Annotated in this window: 14 protein-coding genes; 2 read left to right on the forward strand and 12 right to left on the reverse strand. The window is 71.7% G+C overall.

The genetic code is table 11. The features are described 5' to 3' along the window. Positions 1-20 precede the first annotated feature (20 nt). Entirely contained in the window at positions 21-1,160 is a 1,140-nt protein-coding gene (locus BMZ18_RS00155; RefSeq protein ID WP_068363541.1) for a PQQ-dependent sugar dehydrogenase, read from the forward strand. Positions 1,161-1,171: 11 nt separating this feature from the next. Here BMZ18_RS00155 and gatB read toward each other — a convergent pair whose 3' ends face one another. From gatB to gatC, 4 genes are read right to left on the reverse strand one after another with little or no spacing between them, the layout of a single operon-like run. Beyond that, a complete protein-coding gene (gene gatB / locus BMZ18_RS00160) occupies positions 1,172-2,677 on the reverse strand; it encodes an Asp-tRNA(Asn)/Glu-tRNA(Gln) amidotransferase subunit GatB (RefSeq protein ID WP_068363509.1) in 1,506 nt (501 codons plus the stop codon). A gap of 13 nt (positions 2,678-2,690) precedes the next feature. Then, a complete protein-coding gene (locus tag BMZ18_RS00165) occupies positions 2,691-3,722 on the reverse strand; it encodes a 6-phosphofructokinase (RefSeq protein WP_068363511.1) in 1,032 nt (343 codons plus the stop codon). Positions 3,723-3,751: 29 nt separating this feature from the next. After that, on the reverse strand, positions 3,752-5,233 hold the full coding sequence (gene gatA / locus BMZ18_RS00170) for an Asp-tRNA(Asn)/Glu-tRNA(Gln) amidotransferase subunit GatA (protein ID WP_068100547.1): 1,482 nt from the start codon (positions 5,231-5,233) through the stop codon (positions 3,752-3,754). Beyond that, entirely contained in the window at positions 5,230-5,556 is a 327-nt protein-coding gene (gene gatC, locus BMZ18_RS00175; RefSeq protein WP_068100546.1) for an Asp-tRNA(Asn)/Glu-tRNA(Gln) amidotransferase subunit GatC, read from the reverse strand. The genes gatA and gatC overlap by 4 nt, the downstream gene beginning before the upstream one ends. 97 nt (positions 5,557-5,653) lie before the next feature. Here gatC and BMZ18_RS00180 point away from each other — a divergent pair, with 97 nt between their 5' ends. Continuing rightward, positions 5,654-6,304: an ACT domain-containing protein gene (locus BMZ18_RS00180; RefSeq protein WP_068363542.1), complete on the forward strand. Its 651-nt coding sequence runs from the start codon at positions 5,654-5,656 to the stop codon at positions 6,302-6,304. Here BMZ18_RS00180 and ligA read toward each other — a convergent pair. From ligA to BMZ18_RS00220, 8 genes are all read right to left on the reverse strand, one after another. Next, positions 6,272-8,404 carry an NAD-dependent DNA ligase LigA gene (gene ligA / locus BMZ18_RS00185; RefSeq protein WP_068363514.1) on the reverse strand — a complete coding sequence of 711 codons (2,133 nt, stop codon included), beginning with the start codon at positions 8,402-8,404 and terminating at the stop codon, positions 6,272-6,274. The two genes, BMZ18_RS00180 and ligA, sit on opposite strands and share 33 nt — an antisense overlap. 68 nt (positions 8,405-8,472) lie before the next feature. Further along, positions 8,473-9,507 (reverse strand): uroporphyrinogen decarboxylase/cobalamine-independent methonine synthase family protein, encoded by a 1,035-nt coding sequence (locus BMZ18_RS00190; protein WP_068363516.1) that lies wholly within the window; start codon positions 9,505-9,507, stop codon positions 8,473-8,475. Beyond that, positions 9,504-10,679: a tRNA 2-thiouridine(34) synthase MnmA gene (gene mnmA / locus BMZ18_RS00195; protein WP_082895044.1), complete on the reverse strand. Its 1,176-nt coding sequence runs from the start codon at positions 10,677-10,679 to the stop codon at positions 9,504-9,506. The genes BMZ18_RS00190 and mnmA overlap by 4 nt, the downstream gene beginning before the upstream one ends. A gap of 7 nt (positions 10,680-10,686) precedes the next feature. Beyond that, positions 10,687-11,910, reverse strand: a complete 1,224-nt coding sequence (locus tag BMZ18_RS00200; RefSeq protein ID WP_068363518.1) for a cysteine desulfurase family protein — start codon at positions 11,908-11,910, stop codon at positions 10,687-10,689. A gap of 78 nt (positions 11,911-11,988) precedes the next feature. Next, positions 11,989-12,873 (reverse strand): lysophospholipid acyltransferase family protein, encoded by an 885-nt coding sequence (locus tag BMZ18_RS00205; RefSeq protein ID WP_082895046.1) that lies wholly within the window; start codon positions 12,871-12,873, stop codon positions 11,989-11,991. Positions 12,874-12,884: 11 nt separating this feature from the next. Continuing rightward, positions 12,885-13,781, reverse strand: coding sequence for a GNAT family N-acetyltransferase (locus tag BMZ18_RS00210; protein ID WP_082895045.1), 897 nt, complete (start codon positions 13,779-13,781; stop codon positions 12,885-12,887). Between the two features lie 138 nt (positions 13,782-13,919). Further along, entirely contained in the window at positions 13,920-14,876 is a 957-nt protein-coding gene (locus BMZ18_RS00215; RefSeq protein WP_068100539.1) for an electron transfer flavoprotein subunit alpha/FixB family protein, read from the reverse strand. A 46-nt stretch (positions 14,877-14,922) separates the two neighbouring features. Further along, positions 14,923-15,723 (reverse strand): electron transfer flavoprotein subunit beta/FixA family protein, encoded by an 801-nt coding sequence (locus BMZ18_RS00220; RefSeq protein ID WP_068100538.1) that lies wholly within the window; start codon positions 15,721-15,723, stop codon positions 14,923-14,925. Between the last annotated feature and the right edge of the window lie 35 nt (positions 15,724-15,758).

The following is a 15,758-nucleotide window of genomic DNA, read 5'->3' on the forward strand; positions in this document are numbered from 1 at the left end:
TCCTGCGTACCGTGGGCACCATGACGCGCAGTTCCCGCGCCGGCCGCGCCGCACGCCGTTCCGTCTCCCTCGCCTGCGCGGCGACCGTGCTGGTGGCTCTGTCCGGATGCGCGCGGTTCGACGATTCCGCGTCGACCCCCTTCTCGCCGGAACCGACGTTCGGCGCCGCCGACGTGAGCCCGGGCGACCCGAGCGCACCGGAGTCGAGTGCCCCACCCCCGCCGCCGCCGGGACCGTGCGTCGATCCCGATCCCGCCGTCATCGCGACCTGCCTCGACACGTTGGGCGGCCTGGTCACGCTGCCGGGCGGCGGCGCGGCCCTGGTCGCCGAGCGAGTCACGGGAGCCGTGGTCGAAGTGGCGCCGGGCACCGCGCCCCGGCCGGTCGCGTCGATCCCGGTGGACCCCTCCCCCGGCGGCGGGTTGATCGACCTCGCGCTGTCGCCGACCTACGCCGAGGACCGCCTGCTCTACGCCTACGTGGTGACGCCCACCGACGCTCGCGTGGTCCGCATCGCGCCCGGAGACGTCCCGAAGCCGGTGCTGACCGGCATTCCTCGCGGTACGGGCGACGTCGGCGGCGCGGTGGACTTCGTCGGCCCGTCCGAGCTGCGCGTGGCGACGGGCAGTGGTGGCGACCTCGCGGCCGCCGCGGACCCGGCGTCCCTCGCCGGCAAGGTGCTCTCGATCGTCGACCCTCGGGTCGACGGCAGCGCGGTGCCCCGAGTGGTCATGAGCGGTCTCGGCCGCGCCGGTGATCTGTGCTCGGACGGAACCGGGTCCCAGTGGGTGACCGACGGCGCTCCCGACGGTGATCGCCTGTCCCGGATCACCCCGGAAGGCGGCGTGGTCGGCCCCGTGTGGACGTGGCCCGATCGACCGGGCGTCGGCGGCTGTGCCGCGGCTCCCGGCACCGTCGCGGTGGCGATGTCCGGTGCACGCGCCGTGGGGGTGGTGCCGGTGGACCCCGAGACCGGATCGGTCCCGACGCCGCCCGCTCTCGTCGCGCAGGACCGCTACGGCCGTCTGCGCGGGGCCACCCTCGGCGCGGACGGGCAGATCCTGGTGAGCACCACCAACAAGGACGGCGGGGTCCCGACCCCGACGGACGATCGTGTGGTGATCGTGCAGATCCCTGCGGGCGGTGGCGGTAACGACTGACCGCTCCGGCGCTACTCGCAGGCGGCGAGCACCAGCTCCTTGACCCGGGCGGGATCGGCCTGACCCTTGGTGGCCTTCATCACCTGACCGACGAGAGCGCCCGCGGCCTGGACCTTGCCGGCCTTGATCTTCTCGACGATGGCCGGGTTCGCCGCGAGGGCATAGGCGACGGCCTGTTCGAGCGCCGAATCGTCCTGCACCACAGCGAGACCGCGGGCCTCGACCACCTGATCCGGATCCCCCTCACCCGCCAGCACGCCGTCGACGACCTTCCGGGCGTTCGCGTTGGTCAGCGTGCGGTCCGCCACGAGGGCGGCGACGCGGGCCACCTGTGCCGGGGTGATGGACAGATCGGACAGCGTCACACCGAGGGTGTTGGCCTGCTGGGCGAGGTACGCGACCCACCAACTGCGTGCGGCGTCGGGAGTCGCGCCGGCATCGACGGTCGCCGAGATGAGCGGCAGCGCATCGGCGTTGACGACGTCCCGCATCACCGCATCGGACCAGCCCCACTCCTTCTGGATGCGCGCACGGGTGATCCACGGCGCCTCGGGAATGGTCGCGCGCAGCTCCTCGATCCACGCGGCATCGGGTGCGACGGGCTCGAGATCGGGCTCGGGGAAGTAGCGGTAGTCCTCGGCCGTCTCCTTGCGGCGGCCGGCGGAGGTGGTCCCGTCGGCCTCCTGGAAATGCCGTGTCTCCTGGACGATCTCGCCACCGTCGAGCAGAACCGTCGCCTGCCGGCGCATCTCGTACCGCACCGCCACCTCGACGGACTTGAGCGAGTTGACGTTCTTGGTCTCGGTTCGCGTCCCGAACTCGGTGGCGTCCTTGGCCATCAGCGACACGTTGGCGTCGCACCGCAGCGAGCCCTGGTCCATCCGCACGTCGGATACGCCGAGTTCACGGATCAACTCGCGCAGCGCCGTGACGTAGGCGCGGGCCACCTCGGGCGCCCGCTCCCCGGCACCGACGATCGGCTTGGTCACGATCTCCACCAGCGGCACACCGGCGCGGTTGTAGTCGAGCAGCGAGTGGCTGGCCCCGTCGATCCGACCGGTCGCGCCGCCGACGTGCAGCGACTTGCCGGTGTCCTCCTCCATGTGCGCGCGCTCGATGTCGACGCGCCAGGTGGACCCGTCGTCGAGGACCACGTCGAGATAGCCCTCGGTGGCGATGGGCTCGTCGTACTGGGAGATCTGGTAGTTCTTCGGCTGGTCCGGGTAGAAGTAGTTCTTCCGCGCGAAGCGCCCCCACGAAGTGATCGCGCAGTGGAGGGCCAGGCCGATGCGCACGGCCGATTCCACGGCCGCCGCGTTGACCACCGGCAGCGCTCCCGGCATGCCCAGGCAGACCGGGCACACCTGCGTGTTGGGCTCGGCGCCGAACTCGGTGGGGCACCCACAGAACATCTTGGTGGCCGTACCCAGCTCGACGTGCACCTCCATGCCGAGGACGGGATCGAACCGGTCGATCACGTCGTCGTAGTCCAGGAGCGATGCGGTGGCGACAGACATGCACGGAAGCCTACTAGCCGAAGAGGATGCGCATTTCCTGGTAGCGCCCCGCCGGAACCGTCTTGTGGTTCGCGAGAGCCTCGTCGAATCCGACGCGGGCGATGTCGGTGCCGTGAAGGGCCACCATCTGGCCCCATCCCCCGTCGGCGACGAGGTCGACGATGGCCATGCCGAGTCGGGTCGCGAGCACCCGGTCGAACGCCGTCGGCACTCCGCCGCGCTGGATGTGGCCGAGAACCGTTGCGCGCGTCTCGATTCCGGTGCGCTCCTCGATCAACGGCGCGAGCCACTCGCCGATCCCGCCGAGCCGGGGGCGATCGAAACCGTCGAGCCCCTTGGTCGAGTGCGCCTCCGTCATCTCCGGCAGGGTGAAGCCCTCGGCGACCACGATCATCGGGGCTCGGCCGCGGTCGCGCACGCTGGTCGCCCACGCACAGATCTGCTCGAGACTCTCCGGCTGCTCGGGAATGAGAATGGCGTGGGCTCCGCCGGCGATGCCGGAGTGCAAGGCGATCCACCCGGCGTGCCGACCCATGACCTCGAGCACCATGCAGCGATCGTGCGAGTTGCCGGTGGTCCGCAGCCGGTCGATGGCCTCGGTGGCGATCTCGACCGCCGTGTCGAACCCGAACGTGTAGTCGGTGGCGTCGAGGTCGTTGTCGATGGTCTTGGGGACCCCGACGATATCGATTCCGTCCTCGAACAACCGCTTCGACGCACTGGCCGTGCCCTCGCCGCCGATGGCGATGACGCCGTCGACCCCCAGCCGGTCGAGCGTGCGTTGAATGTTCTCCGCACCCCCGTGCGGCTCCTGGTACGGACCGAACCGGCTGGTGCCGAGGATGGTGCCGCCCTGGTGCGACAGGCCACGAACGACGCTGCGGTCCAGGGGAATCGACTCCCCGTGCACCAGTCCCCGCCATCCGCCGAGGAACCCGACGAACTCCTGCCCGTGCACCGCGGAGCCCTTGAGCACGGCGCCGCGGATGACCGCGTTCAGGCCCGGACAGTCCCCGCCACTGGTCAGAATGCCGATCCTGGTCATCGCGACTCCTTCGGGTGGGGCGGTGCGGGTCAGACGCCGGACGGGTGCGGGAACTCTCCTCGCGCGGCCTCGTACGCCGCACCGACCCGGTAGAGCCGATCGTCCGCGAGCGCCGGCGCCATGATCTGCAGGCCGACGGGCAGACCGTCGGCGAGACCGGACGGCACGGACATCGCCGGATGGCCGGCGAGGTTGGTCGGGAGCGTGCAGAGGTCGTACAGGTACATCGCGATCGGGTCGTCGACCTTCTCCCCCAACGGGAATGCCGTCGACGGCGTGGTCGGCGAGACCAGGACGTCCACTTTCTCGTAGGCCGCGTCGAAGTCGCGCGCGATGAGCGTGCGCACCTTCAGCGCCTGGCCGTAGTAGGCGTCGTAGTACCCCGCCGAGAGCGCGTAGGTGCCGATCATTATGCGGCGCTTGACCTCGGGGCCGAACCCGGCGGCGCGCGTCATCGCCATGACCTGCTCGGCACTGTGCGTGCCGTCGTCGCCGACCCGGAGTCCGTAGCGCATCGCGTCGAACCGGGCGAGGTTCGAGGAGACCTCGGACGGGAGAATCAGGTAGTACGACGCCAGGGCGTGATCGAAGGACGGGCAGGAGACCTCGACCACCTCCGCACCGAGCGAGGTGAGTACCTCCACGGCGGCGTCGAACGACGACAGCACACCGGGCTGGTAGGCGTCCGAGTGCAACTCCTTCACCACACCGACGCGCACGCCCCGCAGGTCGCCGCTCGCACCCGCCCGCGCCGCCGCGACGACGTCCGGGACGTCGGCGCGCAGCGAGGTGGAATCGCGCGGATCGTGGCCGGCGATCACCTGGTGCAGCAACGCCGTGTCGAGCACGGTGCGTCCGCACGGGCCGCCCTGATCCAGCGACGACGCGCAGGCGATGAGGCCGTACCGCGAGACGCCGCCGTAGGTGGGCTTGCACCCGACGGTGCCGGTGACCGCAGCCGGTTGACGAATGGAGCCGCCTGTGTCGGTACCGATGGCCAGCGGCGCCTCGAACGAGGCGAGCGCCGCCGCCGATCCACCACCCGAGCCGCCGGGGACACGCGTGGTGTCCCAGGGGTTCAACGTGGGCCCGTAGGCACTGTTCTCCGTCGACGAGCCCATCGCGAACTCGTCCATGTTGGTCTTGCCCAGCAACGGAATACCGGCCGCCCGCAGCGCGGTGGTCACGGTCGCGTCGTAGGGCGAGCGCCACCCCTCCAGGATCTTCGATCCCGCCGTGGTCGGCATGTCGGTGGTCGTGAAGACGTCCTTGAGCGCCAACGGAACTCCCGCCAGCGGCGAGGCGGGCTCGTTCCCCGCCGCGAGCGAGTCGTCGACGGCGCGGGCCGCGTCCAGAGCCGCGTCGTGCGCCACGTGCAGGAACGAGTGCAGGGTGCCGTCGACCTGGTCGATGCGATCGAGATGAGCGCGGGTGACCTCCTCCGACGACACCTCGCGGGTGCGGATGCGCTCGGCGAGATCGGCTGCGGTCAGACGAATCAGGTCGGTCACTGCTCTTCTCCCAGAATGCGCGGCACGGCGAATCGGCCCTGCTCCGACGACGGCGCCTGATCCAGTGCGCCGTCCTGTCCGAGGCCGGGAACCACGACGTCGGGTCGGGTGACGTTGGTCACGGCAAGGGGATTCGCGGTCGGATCGACCGCGGTGGTGTCGACCTCCGACACCGCCTTCACGTGGCCGAGGATCGAATCGAGTTGACCGGCGAACTCGTCGAGCTCGGCCTCGGTCAGGGCGAGGCGCGACAGGCGGGCCAGGTGGGCGACCTCGTCGCGCGAGATCGCGGCGCCGGGGGCGGTCCCTTCGGTGTCGGTCATGCGCCACAGCCTAGTTCCCGGCCCGCGTTCCGTCGGAGCCGCGCCCCACGGCCGCGTGCGAGTCGTGAGGTCGGGCAGGCAGTGACAGGATGTGCGCGTGACCTACCTCCTGCGCGTCAAGCTCCCCGACCGCCCCGGCAGTCTGGGTTCGCTCGCCGTGGCCCTGGGCTCGGTGGGTGCGGACATCCTGTCGCTCGACGTGGTCGAGCGCGGCCACGGCTACGCCGTCGACGACCTCGTCGTCGACACGGCGCCCGGCTCGTTGCCGGACACGCTCATCACGGCCGCGGAACAGCTGTCCGGGGTGTCCGTCGATGCCATCCGTCCCTACGCCGGCGTGCTGGACACCCATCGCGAACTCGAGTTGATCGACGGCGTCGCCGCCGCGCACGACGACCGTCTGCAGACTCTCGTGGACGGTGCGCCGCGCGTGCTCCGGGTGGGCTGGAGCGTGGTCGTCGCCGCCACGGAGACCGGCACCACCACGGTCGTGGAAAGCTCCGGCGCGCCCGAGATCCGGGCGCAGTCGATGCCGTGGCTGCCGCTGACCGGCGCGCGCACTCTCGACGGCGACCGCGACGGGTTGCCCCAGTCGTGGCGCGACATGGACACCTGCGTGGCCGCGGCGCCGCTCGGGTCGACCGGCCGAGCACTGGTGCTCGGCCGCCCCGGTGGGCCGGACTTCCGACCCTCCGAGGTGGCTCGGCTCGGCTACCTAGCCGGCATCGTCGCCACCGTCCTCGGCTGACGCCCCGTCCGCGACGAGAGCGGACGCGGCCTCCGGTCCCTGCTCGAGCAGGACGGTGAAGCCGGCCTCGTCGAGCACGGGGACCCCGAGTTGCAGCGCCTTGTCGTGCTTCGACCCCGGGGACTCCCCGACCACCACGAAGGCCGTCTTCTTCGACACCGACGAGGCCGCTTTGCCGCCGCGGGCCAGGATCGCCTCCTTGGCGTCGTCCCGGCTGTAGCGATCCAGCGACCCGGTGACCACGATCGACAACCCCTCGAGGTTGCGCTCGATGGACTCGTCGCGTTCGTCCTCCATCCGCACGCCCGCCGCGGCCCACTTGTCCACGATGGCGCGGTGCCAGTCGACGTCGAACCACTCGACCACGGCCCGCGCGATGGTGGGGCCGACGCCGTCCGCCGCGGCCAGTTCTTCCTCCGACGCCGACCGCACGGCCTCCAGGCTGCCGAACCGTGCGGCGAGAGCCCGCGCGGCCGTCGGACCCACGTGGCGGATGGACAGACCCACCAGGACCCGCCAGAGCGGCTGGTCCTTGGCGCGCCCGAGGTTGTCGAGCAATCGCCGACCGTTGGCGGACAGCGCCCCGGCCTTGGTACGGAAGAGATCGGTACTGGTCAGCGACTCCTCGGTCAGATCGAACAGGTCGCCCTCGTCCTCGATCACCCCGGCGGCGAGCAGGGCGGTCGCGGCCTCGTACCCGAGCACCTCGATGTCGAACGCCCCGCGGCCGGCCACGTGGAAGACACGCTCCCGTAGCTGCGCCGGGCACGAGCGGGAATTGGGGCACCGGATGTCGGCGTCGCCCTCCTTCGACGGGGCGAGCTCGGTGCCGCACTCCGGGCAGTGCGTCGGCATGACGAACTCCCGCTCGTCCCCGGTGCGGGTGTCGACCACGGGGCCGAGAACCTCCGGAATGACCTCTCCCGCTTTGCGAATGACGACCGTGTCCCCGATGAGCACACCTTTGCGTTTGACCTCCGAGGCGTTGTGCAGCGTCGCCAACGACACGGTGGATCCCGCGACGAGGACAGGCTCCATGAACGCGAAGGGCGTGACGCGGCCGGTCCGGCCGACATTCACCCGGATGTCGAGCAAGGTGGTGGTGGCCTCCTCCGGCGGGTACTTGAACGCGATGGCCCACCGCGGCGCACGGGAGGTGTTGCCCAGCCGGCGGTGCAGCGCCATCCCGTCGACCTTGACCACGAGGCCGTCGATCTCGTGCTCGACGTCGTGCCGATGCGCGCCCCAGTACTCCATGCGCTCGACCACCTCGTCCGCACCGTGCGCGACGACGGTGTGCGACGAGACGGGCAGTCCCCACGCCGCCAACGCGTCGTACGCGGCGGACTGGGTCTGCGGCTCGAACCCCTCCAACCGGCCGAAGCCGTGGCAGATCATGCCGAGGCGGCGCCGCGCGGTGACCGCGGGGTTCTTCTGCCGCAGCGACCCGGCCGCGGAGTTGCGCGGATTGGCGAAGGGCGCCTTGCCCTGCTCGACCAAGGAGGCGTTCAGCGCCTCGAAATCGCTGAGCCGGAAGAACACCTCACCGCGCACCTCGAGCAGCGACGGGACCGGGAATTCCTCGGTGCCGGTGAGGGTTTCGGGAATGTCGTCGATGGTGCGGGCATTCAGGGTGACGTCCTCCCCCGTCCGGCCGTCTCCGCGCGTGGCCGCACGCTCGAGAACCCCGTTGCGGTACACCAGATTCAGGGCGACACCGTCGATCTTCACCTCACACAGGTAGGCCAGATCCGCCCCCGCTTCGGCCTCGACCCGCCCGATCCACGCCCGCAACTCGTCGACGTCGAACACGTTGTCCAACGACAACATTCGCTCGAGGTGGTCGACGGCCGTGAAGTCCGTCTCGAAGCCACCGCCCACCAGTTGCGTCGGCGAATCCGGCGTCCGGAGCTCGGGGTACTGCTCCTCGAGATCCTGCAGCCGCCGCAGCAGCGCATCGAACTGCCCGTCCGAGATGGTCGGTGCATCCCGTACGTAGTAGCGGAACTGGTGACCGCGAATCTCCTCGGCCAATTCCTGCCACTGCGCGATCACCTCGGCACTCGCGGGCGCCGACGGTGTGGGCTGATTCTCCGTCACTCTCGAAGACTATCGGAGGGCACCGACACACCCGGTGACCTGCGGTCGGAAGGCTCGGGGACCTGCGGTCAGAGGGCGGCGGGATCCTCGGCGAACGCCGTCGCGACGTCCCGCACCACGGTGAGCGCGCGCCGGGCCCACCCAGCCGAGGCGCCGGCCAGTCCGCACGCCGGCGACACGGCCACCCGATCGGTGAGGACGGAGCGCGGGAAGCCCAGGCGGTCGATCAGCTCGACCGCGGGACGGGCCGCGTCCTTCCATCCCGGTTCCCGCGCGCCCGGCGCCGGATCGGTACCCGGCAGGATCCCGAGCACCGCGACCCCGCCGCCGTCGAGAAAATCCCCCACCGCGTCGTACCGCCCGGGCCGCACGAGCGCGAGATCGAACGCGACGGCATGGACCCCGGCACGGCCGAACACCTCGAATGGCACGTCCTCGCCACACGTGTGCAGGACCACGGGGCGCCCGATCCGATTCAGCACGCCGGCGAGCCGGTCGACGACCTCCGGAGCCGGGACGGCGGGCACCCGCTCGAGGCTAGTCTGCCCGGTCAACGTGCCGCCCAGCACCGCCGCCAGCTGTGGCTCGTCCAGTTGCACCACCACGTCGGCCTCGAGCCGACGCGCCACCTCGTCGGCGTGCGCGGCCACCCCTTCGGCGAGGGACTCGGCCACGTCGCGCGCGGCACCGCGATCGGTGAGAACCCGCCGTCCTCGCGCGAGTTCGACCTCCGCCGCCAGGGTGAAGGGCCCGGCTGCCTGGACCTTGACGGTGCGCCCCGCGGCGCGCAGCCCCGCGAGCTCCCACTTCTCCTCGAGGACGTCGAGGTCCTCGGCCAGCAGGTCACGGGCTCGCCGAGCGGTGCCGTTACGGCCGGCGGCGAGCCGGTACCCCGTGGTCGAGACGTCGAGGTCGAGATCGACCAGTAGAGCCCCGGTCCGGCCCACGGTGTCGGCACCGAGGCCGCGGGCGGGCAGTTCCACCACGTGGGGCAGGTCGGGAAGTTCGCCGATCACCGTGGAGACGGCCTCGCCGACGTCGGTTCCCGGCCACGATCCGATGCCCGTGGCCCGGCCGGCCACGGATGAGGTCGGGGTGGTCACTCGGCCGTTCGATCGCCGGCGACGGCAGGCATCGCCGAGACCGTGCCCGCGGAGGCGGGCCGCTCCGAGACCGTGCCCGCGGAGGCGGGCCGCTCCGATACCGTGCCCGCGATGGTGCCGCTGCCGATGACGACGTCGCCGGCCGGGTCGGGACGGTAGAGCACGGCGGCCTGCCCACGGGCGACGCCGGTCAACGGGCTGTGCAGCGTGATCTCGACGGACGAGTCGCCGGGACGGGCGGTGGCCGGCGCGGTTCCGCCGTGGGCTCGCACCTGCACGACGCAGTCGACGTCGCCGACGGGCGCCTCGCCGGAGGTCCACACAGGTGCCGACGCGGTGATGCCGTGGACGTTCAGCCGCTCCGCCGATCCGACCCGCACCGTGCCCGTCTCCGGCTCGATCGCGGTGACGTAGCGCGGCTTGCCGTCCGGGGCCGGGCCCGGCAGGCCGAGTCCCTTGCGCTGTCCGACGGTGAAGCCGTGGACGCCGTCGTGCTCCCCGAGGGTGTTCCCGGTCTCCGCGTCGACCAGGGCGCCGGGACGAATGCCGATGCGGGCGCCCAGGAAGGCCCGGGTGTCGCCGGAGGGGACGAAGCAGATGTCGTGACTGTCGGGCTTGTCCGCGACGGCGAGACCGCGCGCCGCGGCCTCCTCGCGCACCTGCGCCTTGGGGGTGTCCCCGATCGGGAACATCGACCGCGAGAGCTGACGGGCGGTGAGCACGCCCAGGACGTAGGACTGATCCTTGTCCGCGTCGACGGCCCGCCGCAGCACACCGCCCTCGAGGCGGGCGTAATGACCGGTGGCCACCGCGTCGAACCCCAGCGCCTCGGCCCGGTCGGCCAGGGCGGCGAACTTGATCTTCTCGTTGCACCGCAGGCACGGGTTGGGCGTCTCACCGGCGGCGTAGGCCGCAACAAAGTCGTCGATGACGTCCTCTCGGAAGCGCTCCGCGAAATCCCAGACGTAGAACGGGATTCCGAGCACGTCCGCGGCACGACGGGCGTCACCGGCGTCCTCCTTCGAGCAACACCCGCGCGACCCGGTGCGCAGGGTGCCCGGCGCCGTGGACAGCGCCAGATGGACGCCGACCACGTCGTGCCCGGCGTCGACCGCGCGCGCCGCGGCCACGGCGGAGTCGACTCCGCCGCTCATGGCAGCCAGAACTCGCATCGTCTTCCTAACCTCGAGAACGAACGGACGACGCCATGCCCGCAGCCCTGGCGCGCTCGACCACCCGCGGCAGCGCGGCGAGAGCGGCGTCTACGTCGGCGTCGGTGGTGGTGTGGCCCAACGAGAACCGCAGGGAGCCCCGCGCGTCGTCGGGATCGACGCCCATCGCCAACAACACGTGCGACGGGCGGGGAACGCCGGCCGTGCAGGCCGACCCGGTGGAGCATTCGATGCCGGCGGCGTCGAGCAGCATCAGCAGCGAATCACCCTCGCAGCCGCGGAAGGTGACGTGGACGTTGCCGGGCAGCCGACGCTCGCCGGACGCGCCGTTGATCCGCGCGTCGGGGATCGCAGCGACGATGCCGTCGACGAACCGGTCCCGCAACGCGCTCAGGCGGGCCTCGGTGTGCGGGCGCTCCGCGACGGCGTTCGCCAGCGCCGCGGCCAGTCCCACCGCCCCGGCGACGTCGGGAGTGCCCGAGCGCACGTCGCGCTCCTGACCCCCGCCGTGCAGCAACGGCTCGCACGCCACGGACCGGCCCAGCAGCAGAGCGCCCACGCCCTGCGGGCCACCGAATTTGTGCGCGGCGATGGACAGGGCGGACACTCCGCTCGCCGCGAAGTCGACCACGCGGCTCCCGACCGCCTGCACCGCGTCGCTGTGCATCGGAACGTCGAACTCGGCCGCGACGGCCGCAAGTTCGGCGATCGGCATGACAGTGCCGACCTCGTTGTTCGCCCACATGATGCTGACGACGGCGATCTCGTCGACGTGCTCCTCGAGCGCGCGGCGCAGCGCGGCCGGTGTGACGGTGCCGTCGGCCTCCACCGGCAGCCAGGTGACGGACGCGCCCTCGTGGCGTTCGAGCCACTCGACGGCGTCGAGCACCGCGTGGTGCTCGACGGCGCTGGTGACGACGCGGGTGCGGCGTGGATCGGCAGCGCGCCGGGCCCAGAAGATGCCCTTGACGCCCAGGTTGTCGGACTCGGTGCCGCCGGAGGTGAAGATCACCTCGGACGGGCGGGCGCCGAGCGCCGCCGCCACGGACTCCCGGGATTCCTCGACGCGCCGCCGGGCGGCTCGGCCCGATCCGTGGAGAGAGGACGCGTTGCCGAGAGTGCCGAACACGTCGACCATGGCCTCGACCGCAGCCGGGACCATCGGAGTGGTGGCGGCGTGATCGAGGTAGACCGTGGGCCCGACGGGGCGCGGCGAACCGGAACGTGGCATGACGACGGCCAGTTTAGCCGCTGCGTCGAGTCCGGCCGCGCGCCGAGCAGGCTGCAGCGCTCGGCTGCGCGCCGGACGTCACCCGGCGCGCAGGACGTCCGCGGAGTGACGGTCCTCGTGGTGCGCATCGGCGACGGCGGGACGTCGGTGGGACGTGACCCGCAGCGGCGGGATCTCGGCGACGTCCGCCTCGCGTCGCACCACCGATTCGGCCCGGCGTGCGAGCTCGCGTCGGTCTCCGCCGACGGCGTCCAGGTCGGCGCCGGTGACGACCTCCGCGCGGACACCCCGCAGGCGCAGGATGCGCGACATGGACTCGCCGATGCCCTCGGCCCCGACGAAGGCGGTGGCGGTGCTCGGCGCACCCGTCCGTTCCCGGTAGGCGATGCCGACCGGGCGCACGGTCGCCCCCGTCTCGATCGCGGCCTGGAACAGGGCGGGGCGGAACCGGCCGTAGGCCGTCCCGCACCAGGTGGTCCCCTCCGGGAAGACGACGACGGTCGCCCCGCCGCGCAGGGCGTCCGCCACCTCGTCGACGGTGTCCGGCAGGGCGCGCAGACGGTCGCGCGCGATGGGGATCACCTTGACGACGCGCGCCAGCAGCCCGAGAACGGGCCAGTCGACCAGGTCGGCGCGGGCCACGAACCGGCACGGGAAGCACGCGGCCAGGACCAGGATGTCCGTCCAGGAGACGTGATTAGCGACCACCAGGGTGCCGACGCCGGACTCGGCGGGCCGGTCTCCCCGCCGGTCGAGTCCGATGCCGAGTGCGGCGAGCATCCCGCGCGCACCGATACGGGCGGCGGCGCGACGGCCCGGAGCCGGCAGCACCCGGCCGGCGAGCAGGAGCGGGAACACCAGCAGCAGGGCGACGACGAGGACGCACCGCAGCACGACGCGCAGAGTGCCGGCGGTGGCCACCGGGGCCGTCCGGCATCCGGTCCCGCAGGGGCTGGCCGGCATCCAGGCGTGGGTCACCGGTCGCCGCCGGCCGCCGAGGGCCGGTCCGGCACCGCACCGGCCGCCGATCGGAGCCGCTCGAGGTAGCGCACGTTGGCGTCCTCCATGTGCAGCAGGGCGACGAAGTCCGCCACCCCGAACTCGGGGTCGTGCGCGGGCTCGCCGCAGATCGACGCGCCCATGCGCAGGTAGCCGCGCAGCAGCGGCGGCACCACCGTTCGCGCCGGCGGCGCGATGTCCTGCAGGTCGACCCCGTCGACCCGTACCGGTGTGCGCGGGTATGCCCGGCGCGCGCTGCGATGACGTGACGACACCAGGTCGCGGACCCCGCGCACGTGCGCTCCGACGGGCGCACCGTCACCGAGATCCATGGGCACCGAGACGCAGCCCATCACGCGGTCGTGTCCGCCCAGGTCGAGGTACCGCAGGATGCCGGACCACATCAACGCGAGCACGGCTCCGCTGCGGTGCTCGCGGTCGACGCAGGCGCGGCCCATCTCGACGGTGCCGAGCTCGAAGGCTCGCAGTTCGCTGATGTCGAACTCGGTGGCGGTGTAGTAGCCGCCGGCGCGCTCCGCACCGGTCGGGGTGAGCATCCGGTAGCAGCCGACGACGGCGTCCGTCTCGTTCTCCACGACCAGCAGGTGATCGCAGTGCTGGTCGTAGCGGTCGACGTCGAGGCCGTCGACGAACGAGGTGGCGGCGAAACCGGGTTCGGAGCCGAAGACGTCGGCGCGCAGTCGCTGGGCGGCCCTGGCGTGGTCCGGGGTGGAGCCGACCAGGAGGGAGTAGTGGCGGTCCTCGAGGAGCGCTCGCGAACTCGGTAGAGCGAGCAGCGCTCGCGAATCGGGCGGAGCGAGCAGCGCTCGCGTGTCGGGTCGTGACGTCGTCGAGATCGATCGAACGGTCATGGCCCGAATCTGTCGCGCTCGAACGTCCGGGCGGCCACACCCGTGTGCCGTGTTCGTGGCAGCTACGTGACCATTCGCCAAACGAGCCGGGCCCCGTCACCTGATTCGGTGACGGGGCCCGGCCCGGGGACTGCGGGGTCAGCCCTTGCGCTTCTTGACCGCCTCGGTCAGCTGGGGTGCGACGTCGAACAGGTCGCCCACCACGCCGTAGTCGGCGATCTCGAAGATGGGGGCTTCCTCGTCCTTGTTGACCGCGACGATGGTCTTGGACGTCTGCATGCCGGCGCGGTGCTGGATGGCGCCGGAGATGCCGAGGGCGACGTAGAGCTGCGGCGAGACGGTCTTGCCCGTCTGGCCCACCTGGAACTGACCGGGGTAGTACCCGGAGTCGACCGCGGCGCGGGAGGCGCCGACGGCGGCACCGAGCGAGTCGGCGAGCTCCTCGACCACGGAGAACTTGTCGGCGCTGCCGACGCCGCGGCCACCGGAGACGACGACGGACGCCTCGGTGAGCTCCGGACGGTCGCCACCGACGATCGGGTCGCGGGAGACGACGCGGACGACGGCCTCCTCCTGGGCCGGGACCTCGACGTCGACGCGCTCACCGGCGCCGGCCTGCGGCTCGGCCTCGATGGCGCCGGGGCGCACCGAGATGACCGGCACGTCGCCGTTGGTCTTGGCCTCGACGGTGAAGGCACCGCCGAAGATGGAGTAGGTGGCGGACTTGTCGGCGCTCACGGACACGACGTCCTGGTGGAGTCCGGCGCCGAGGCGAGCGGCCAGACGTCCCGCCACCTCCTTGCCCTCGATGCCACCCGAGGTGATGATCGCGGCGGGCGACGCGGACTCGGCGAGCGAGGCGAGCACATCGACCTTGGGGGTGACGAGGAAGCCGTCGACGTCGTCGGACTCCGCGACGTAGATCTTGGCCGCGCCGGCCTCGGCGAGCGCGTCGGCGATCTTGTCGGTGGTGCCGGGCGCGCCGGTGACGACCGCGGCGGGCTCACCGAGAACCCGTGCGGCGGTGATGAGTTCGGTGGTGACCTTCTTCAGTGCCCCGTCGGCGTGTTCGACGAGGACCAGTACCTCTGCCATGTGACTGACTCTCCTGTGGTTCGGGTCGGGCGGTGGACGGGGGTGACTAGATGATCTTCTGCGAGACCAGGTAGTCGGCGACCTTGGTGCCGCCGTCGCCCTCGTCGGTGACGCGCTCGCCGGCCGTCTTGGGGGGCTTGGGGGTGACGTTGGTGACCGTGGTGCCGGCGTTGTCCACGCCGACCGTCTCCGGCTCGACGCCGATGTCGGCGAGGGTGAGCACCTGCACGGTCTTCTTCTTCGCGGCCATGATGCCCTTGAAGGACGGGAATCGCGGCTCGTTGATCTTCTCGGTGACCGAGACGATGGCGGGGAGCTCGGCCTCGAGGCCGAAGACACCCTCGTCGGTCTCGCGCTCGCCGGAGACCTTGCCGTCGGCGACGACGAGCTTGCGCATCTGCGTCAGCTGCGGGATGCCCAGGTACTCGGCGATGATGGCCGGGACGGCGCCGATGCGGCCGTCGGTGGCCTCGTTGCCGGCGATGACCAGATCCGCGGCCTCGCCGTTCTCGAACTCGACCTGCCCCAGTGCGGCGGCCAGTGCCCACGCCGTCTGGATGGCGTCGGAGCCGTGCATGGCGGGGTCGTTGACGTGGACGGCGCTGTCCGCGCCCATCGACAGGGCCTTGCGGATGGCCTCGGTGGCGCGGTCGGGGCCGGCCGACAGGACCTTGACCTCGCCGCCGTCGCGCTCCTTGATGAGCAGCGCTTCCTCGACGGCGCGCTCGTTGATCTCGTCCAGCACGGCGTCCGCGGCCTCGCGGTCCAGCGTGTAGTCGCCGTCGGAGAGTTTGCGCTCGGACCACGTGTCCGGGACCTGCTTGATCAGTACGACGATGTTCGTCATGGGTCTGCGTCGACCTCCTGAGTCGTGTTGGTGAC

Source organism: Rhodococcoides kroppenstedtii (assembly GCF_900111805.1).
In the GTDB taxonomy this organism is placed as follows: Bacteria; Actinomycetota; Actinomycetes; order Mycobacteriales; family Mycobacteriaceae; genus Rhodococcoides; species Rhodococcoides kroppenstedtii.

Excerpts from the sequence above, each read along its gene's own strand:
- BMZ18_RS00155 (WP_068363541.1), top strand. The coding sequence starts at position 21 with ATGACGCGCAGTTCCCGCGCCGGCCGCGCCGCACGCCGTTCCGTCTCC.
- gatB (WP_068363509.1), bottom strand. The coding sequence starts at position 2,677 with ATGTCTGTCGCCACCGCATCGCTCCTGGACTACGACGACGTGATCGAC.
- BMZ18_RS00165 (WP_068363511.1), bottom strand. The coding sequence starts at position 3,722 with ATGACCAGGATCGGCATTCTGACCAGTGGCGGGGACTGTCCGGGCCTG.
- gatC (WP_068100546.1), bottom strand. The coding sequence starts at position 5,556 with ATGACCGACACCGAAGGGACCGCCCCCGGCGCCGCGATCTCGCGCGAC.
- mnmA (WP_082895044.1), bottom strand. The coding sequence starts at position 10,679 with ATGCGAGTTCTGGCTGCCATGAGCGGCGGAGTCGACTCCGCCGTGGCC.
- BMZ18_RS00200 (WP_068363518.1), bottom strand. The coding sequence starts at position 11,910 with ATGCCACGTTCCGGTTCGCCGCGCCCCGTCGGGCCCACGGTCTACCTC.
- BMZ18_RS00205 (WP_082895046.1), bottom strand. The coding sequence starts at position 12,873 with ATGCCGGCCAGCCCCTGCGGGACCGGATGCCGGACGGCCCCGGTGGCC.
- BMZ18_RS00210 (WP_082895045.1), bottom strand. The coding sequence starts at position 13,781 with ATGACCGTTCGATCGATCTCGACGACGTCACGACCCGACACGCGAGCG.
- BMZ18_RS00215 (WP_068100539.1), bottom strand. The coding sequence starts at position 14,876 with ATGGCAGAGGTACTGGTCCTCGTCGAACACGCCGACGGGGCACTGAAG.
- BMZ18_RS00220 (WP_068100538.1), bottom strand. The coding sequence starts at position 15,723 with ATGACGAACATCGTCGTACTGATCAAGCAGGTCCCGGACACGTGGTCC.